Consider the following 5685-nt stretch of genomic DNA (forward strand, 5'->3'; position numbering starts at 1 on the left):
CGCCGCCGGAGCCGAGCCGGCCGACAGTGCGGCCACCGCCGCATTGCCGGCCAGCGCCTCGGCCTTGGCCTGGTCGACCATCACCACCAGCCGGGGCACGTCGGTGAACTGCGCCAGGTGGGCCGGACCGCCCATCGCCCAGCCGATGCCCACGCGCATCAGGCTGATGCCGATCACCGCGATGATGGTGCCGGTCACCACCGGCGGAAAGAAGCGAAGCAAGCGCCCCATCACCGGCGCGATGAAGATCGCCAGCAGGCCCGCACCGATGATGGCGCCGAAGATGGCGCGCGCCGCTTCGGTGCCGCCGGGTCCGGCCATCGCCACCATCGGGCCGACCGCGGCGAAGGTCACGCCCATCATGACCGGCAGCTTCACGCCGAACCAGCGCGTCGCGCCCAGCGACTGGATCAGCGTGGCGATGCCGCAGCAGAACAGGTCGGCCGAGATCAGCATCGCCACCTGCTCGGGGCTGAGCTTGAGCGCGCGGCCGACGATCAGCGGCACGGCCACGGCGCCGGCGTACATCACCAGCACATGCTGCAGGCCCAGCGTCGCCAGCCGTCCGGCGGGCAGCTTCTCGTCGACCGGGTGGACGGTGGGGGGTGTGCCCGAAGCCATGGCGTTCTCCTCGAATGCCCTCGGGTCCTTGCAAGGCCCGTACCCAGGCCCTGCCCGCTAACGGGGCGGCGCGCCGGCCTCGTACCAACGACCCAGCAGCGCACGCTCGGCGTCGGTCATCTGGGTGGCGTTGTTCATCGGCATGGTCTTCAGCACCACCGCCTGCTGGTAGATCTGCTGCGCATGGCCGGCGATCAGCTCGGGCGTGTGCAGCTGGATGTTCTTGCTGACGACCTGGGCGTTGTGGCACATCGCGCAGCGCTCGCCCACCACCGCCTGCACCTGCGCGAAGCGCACCGGCGCCGCCGCCTGCGCCGACGCCACGGGCTCGTGCTTCGGCGCGACCAGCCACGCCACGCCGGCCAGGATCGCGATCGCCGCGGCGGCGATCTCCCAGCGCGGCGGCGCCTTGTGACGGAGCACGAAGAACAGCCGGATCAGCGCACCAGCCAGCATCATCAACACCAGCACCAGCCAGTTGAGGCGGTGCTGCGTGACCATGCCGTAGTGGTTGGACAGCATCGCGATCAGCACCGGCATCGTGAAGTAGGTGTTGTGCACGCTGCGCTGCTTGCCCCGCTTGCCGAGGTTCGGATCGACCGGCCGCTTCGCGCGCAACGCCGCCACCACCTTGCGCTGGCCGGGGATGATGACCATCAGCACGTTGGCGCTCATCACCGTGGCCAGCATCGCGCCGGTCAGCAGGAAGGCGGCGCGGCCGGCGAACAGGTGGCAGGCGATCCACGCCGCCACGCAGGTGTAGACGAACACGCCGATGCCCACCTTCAGGTCGCCGCCCACCGAACCGTCGGGCTTGCGGCCGAACACGCGGCAGATGCGTCGTAGACCACCCAGCCCAGCACCAGATAGGCCAGAGCACCGGCCACCGCGGCGCCGGGCGACCAGTCGAACACCGCCTTGTCGACCAGGAAGGACGAGGCGTTCACGAAGTACAGCACGCACAGCAGCGCAAAGCCCGACAGCCAGGTCGCGTAGCTCTCCCAGTACGACCAGTGCAGCTTCTCGGGCAGGTCGGGCGGCGCCACCAGGTACTTGTTCGAGTGATAGAAGCCGCCGCCGTGCACCGCCCAGGCCTCGCCGTCGACGCCCTTCTTCTTCAGCTCCGGGTCCTCCGGCTTGTAGAGGCTGTCGTCGAGCAGCACGAAGTGCAGCGAGGCACCGATCCAGGCGACCGCGGTGACCACGTGCAGCCAGCGCAGCAGCAGGTTGGCCCAGTCGAGCAGGTAGGCGTCCATCGGCATCGGCTCAGCTGCCGCGGTAGGTGGAATAGGCCAGGGGCTGGCCAGCAGCGGCACGTGGTAGTGCAGCGCCGGGTCGGCCAGGCCGAAGTCCAGCGGCACCTCGTCGAGGAAGGGCGGCTCCGGCAGCACGACGCCGCGCGCGCGGAAGTAGTCGGCCACCGCGAAGACCAGGCGGTAGCGGCCCGGCTGCATCGCCGCGCCCTCCAGCAGCGGCAGGTCGGCCCGGCCATCGTCGTTGAGCCGCAGCGCGGCCAGGCGCTGGTCGCCCTGCGGCGCCAGGCGCCACAGCGTCACCGCCATGCCGGCGGCGGGGCAGCCGTTCATCGTGTCGAGCACGTGGGTGGTGAGTCGTCCCATGGTCGTGGCGGCGGCGCTCCGGTGGTGGTCGCGGGAGGGGGCGTGCGGTCCGTGTCCGCGGGCCGCATCACGCAGCGCCGCCCGGCGCGGGCTGTGCACAAAAGTGTATACACTTTGCCGGTCGTCGCAAGCACCGTGCCACGGACCTGCCGGGCCGCGACGCCGCCGATACCGCACCGAAAAGATGCCTCGCACCGCCGCTGCACCGCTCCAGGCCCTGAAGCCCGCACCGTCGCGGCGCCGCCGTGCCGGCGCGGCCGCACGCGCCGCGCCGGAGGCCGATACCAGTGCCACGCAGCGCATCGTCGACGCGATCACCACCGCCATCGTCGAGCGCCGGCTGATGCCGGGCACCAAGCTGGCCGAGCAGAAGATCGCCGACCTCTTCAAGGTCTCGCGCACGCTGGTGCGCCAGGCCCTCAACCAGCTCAGCCGCGACCGCCTGGTCACGCTCGAGCCGGCCCGCGGCGCCTTCGTCGCCCGGCCCGGCGTGCAGGAGGCGCGCCAGGTGTTCGAGGTGCGGCAGATGCTGGAGGCCGCGATGGTGCGCAAGCTGTGCACGGTGATCACCGACGCGCAGATCGCCGAGCTGCGCGCCCACCTGCGCGCCGAACGCGAGGCCGTGCTGCGCACCGACGTGCCCGGCCGCACCCGGCTGCTGGCCGACTTCCACATGATCCTCGCCCGCATGGTCGGCAACGAGGTGCTGGCGCAGCTGCTGACCGACCTGCTGTCGCGCTCCTCGCTGATCTCGCTGATGTACCAGTCCTCGCACTCGGCCGAGCATTCGCAGGCCGAGCACGTGGCCCTGGTCGATGCGCTGGAACGGCGCGACGCCCGCGCCGCCGTGAAGCTGCTCGACGCCCACCTGCGCAACGTCGAGCGCAACCTGCGTCTCAACCCGCGCGTCCACGACCTCGACGCCGCGTTGCGGCCGGCCGGCTGAGCCGCCGCACTGCGCTCGCTTCTTGCAAGGCCTGCCCACCATGGATCCGACCCCTGCCCCCTATCCCCGCGACCTGCGCGGCTACGGCCGCGACGTCCCGCACGCGCGCTGGCCCGGCGGCGCGAAGATCGCGGTGCAGTTCGTGCTCAATTACGAGGAAGGCGGCGAGAACAGCCCGCTGCACGGCGATCCCACCTCCGAGACCTTCCTGTCCGAGCTGATCACCGCGCAGGCCTACGAGAACCGCCACATGACCATGGAGTCGATGTACGAGTACGGCTCGCGCGTCGGCGTGTGGCGCATCCTGCGCGAGTTCGAGAAGCGCCGCCTGCCGCTCACGGTGTTCGGCGTCGGCATGGCGCTGCAGCGCTATCCGGAGCTGCTGGCCGCTTTCATGGAAAGCGGCTACGAGATCGCCAACCACGGCCTGCGCTGGATCCACTACCAGAACCTGCCCGAGGCCACCGAGCGCCGCCACATCGGCATCGGCACCCAGCTGCTGCGCGAGCTGACCGGCGGCGCCTGGCCGCTCGGCTGGTACACCGGTCGCGACAGCCCCAACACGCGTCGGCTCGTCGCCGACCAGGGCGGCTACGAATACGACAGCGACTATTACGGCGACGACCTGCCGTTCTGGACCGAGGTCGAGAAGACCGACGGCACCCGCGTGCCCCACCTCGTGGTGCCCTACTCGCTCGACACCAACGACATGCGCTTCGTGCAGGCGCAGGGCTTCAACACCGGCGAGCACTTCTTCACCTACCTGCGCGACAGCTTCGACGCGCTCTACGCCGAGGGCGAGGACGCACCCAAGATGATGTCGATCGGCATGCACTGCCGCCTGCTCGGCAAGCCTGGCCGCATCGGCGCGCTGCAGCGCTTCCTCGACCACATCGAGGCGCACGACCGCGTCTGGGTGTGCCGGCGCATCGACATCGCGCGGCACTGGCAGGCCACCCACCCCTGCGCGAAGGCCTCCACGTGACGACCGCCGCCCCCACCCCGCTGACGCTCGCCTGGCTCAACGATGCGCCGGCCCAGGCGGCGCTGGCCGCGCTCGACGGCTCTACGAGCACTCGCCGTGGATTGCCGAGACGGCACTGCGCCAGCGGCCGTTCACCAGCCTGGCGCAGCTCAAGCATGCGATGGTGCGCGTGGTGCGCGAGGCCGGGCGCGAGACCCAGCTCGCGCTGGTGCGCGCCCACCCCGAGCTGGCGGGCAAGGCCGCGGTGGCCGGCACGCTGACCGCCGAATCGACCGGCGAGCAGGCGCGCGCCGGCCTGAACCACTGCTCCCCGGAGGAGTTCGCGCTGGTGCAGCGGCTCAACGCCGAATACGGCGCGCGCTTCGGCTGGCCCTTCGTGCTGGCGGTGCGCGGCCCACGCGGCGAGGGCCTGCACCGGCGCGAGATCCTCGCGACGCTGCAGCGCCGGCTGCAGGGCCACCCCGAGATCGAGCTGGCCGAGTGCCTGCGCAACATCGACCGCATCGCCGAGATCCGCCTGAACGACAAGTTCGGCGCCGCGCCGATCCTGGGCAACCCGGTGTGGGACTGGGCCGAGCAGCTGGCCGTGCACACCGACCCGGGCTATGGCGAACGCGGCGAGCTCACCGTCACCTACCTGACCGACGCGCACCGTGCCTGCGCCGCGCAGCTGCAGGCCTGGATGCGCGACTGCGGCTTCGACGAGGTGCGCCTCGATGCGGTCGGCAACGTGGTGGGCCTCTACCTCGGCAGCGATCCGTCGGCGCGGCGCCTGCTCACCGGCAGCCACTACGACACCGTGCGCAACGGTGGCAAGTACGACGGCCGGCTCGGCATCCTGGTGCCGATGGCCTGCGTGCGCGAGCTGCACCGCGCCGGCCGGCGCCTGCCCTTCGGCCTCGAGGTGGTCGGCTTCGCCGAAGAGGAGGGTCAGCGCTACAAGGCCACCTTCCTCGGCTCCGGCGCGCTTACCGGCCACTTCGAGCCCGCCTGGCTGGACCAGCAGGACGCCGACGGCGTGACGATGCGCACCGCGATGCTGGCCGCCGGCCTGCCGGCCACGCTGGAGGCGATCGCGGCCGAGGCGCGCGATGCGGCGCGCTACCTCGGCTTCGTCGAGGTCCACATCGAGCAGGGCCCGGTGCTCGCCGAGCTGGACCTGCCGCTGGGCGTGGTGAGCTCCATCAACGGCAGCGTGCGCTACCTCGGCGAGGTGGTCGGCGTCGCCAGCCACGCCGGCACCACGCCGATGGACCGCCGGCGGGATGCCGCCACCGCGGTCGCCGAGCTGGCGCTCTACGTCGAGCAGCGCGCCGCTGCGGCGCCGCACCTGGTCGGCACCGTCGGCATGCTGGAGGTGCCCAACGGCTCGATCAACGTCGTGCCGGGCCGTTGCCGTTTCAGCCTCGACATCCGCTCCACCACCAACGAAGTGCGCGACGCGATGGCGGCCGACGTGCGCGAGCGGCTGGCCGCGATCTGCGAGCGCCGCGGCCTCGCCTGCCACCTCGAGG

At 71.6% G+C, this 5685-nt stretch carries 3 protein-coding genes and 3 pseudogenes; 3 read left to right on the top strand and 3 right to left on the bottom strand.

Going from position 1 to position 5685, the window contains the following annotated elements; translation table 11 throughout:
• The 3 genes and pseudogenes from x551_RS17675 to x551_RS28240 all read right to left on the bottom strand — a co-directional run.
• A partial coding sequence (locus x551_RS17675) for a solute carrier family 23 protein (RefSeq protein ID WP_275452077.1) occupies window positions 1-621 on the bottom strand: 621 nt, incomplete at its 3' end.
• A 57-nt stretch (window positions 622-678) separates the two neighbouring features.
• Window positions 679-1877, bottom strand: a pseudogene (locus x551_RS17680) (urate hydroxylase PuuD).
• Between the two features lie 96 nt (window positions 1878-1973).
• Window positions 1974-2543 (bottom strand): annotated as a pseudogene (locus tag x551_RS28240) (hydroxyisourate hydrolase); the annotation flags it as partial.
• Between x551_RS28240 and x551_RS17685 the strand changes: the two are divergent.
• The 3 genes and pseudogenes from x551_RS17685 to uraD all read left to right on the top strand — a co-directional run.
• Window positions 2425-3186: a GntR family transcriptional regulator gene (locus x551_RS17685; RefSeq protein ID WP_036235051.1), complete on the top strand. Its 762-nt coding sequence runs from the start codon at window positions 2425-2427 to the stop codon at window positions 3184-3186. The pseudogene x551_RS28240 and the gene x551_RS17685 sit on opposite strands and share 119 nt — an antisense overlap.
• Window positions 3187-3226: 40 nt before the next feature.
• Window positions 3227-4171, top strand: coding sequence for an allantoinase PuuE (gene puuE / locus x551_RS17690; protein WP_011828377.1), 945 nt, complete (start codon window positions 3227-3229; stop codon window positions 4169-4171).
• 20 nt (window positions 4172-4191) lie between these two features.
• A pseudogene (gene uraD, locus x551_RS17695) lies at window positions 4192-5685 on the top strand (2-oxo-4-hydroxy-4-carboxy-5-ureidoimidazoline decarboxylase); the annotation flags it as partial.

Source organism: Methylibium sp. T29 (assembly GCF_000576205.1).
Lineage (GTDB): Bacteria > Pseudomonadota > Gammaproteobacteria > Burkholderiales > Burkholderiaceae_C > Methylibium > Methylibium petroleiphilum.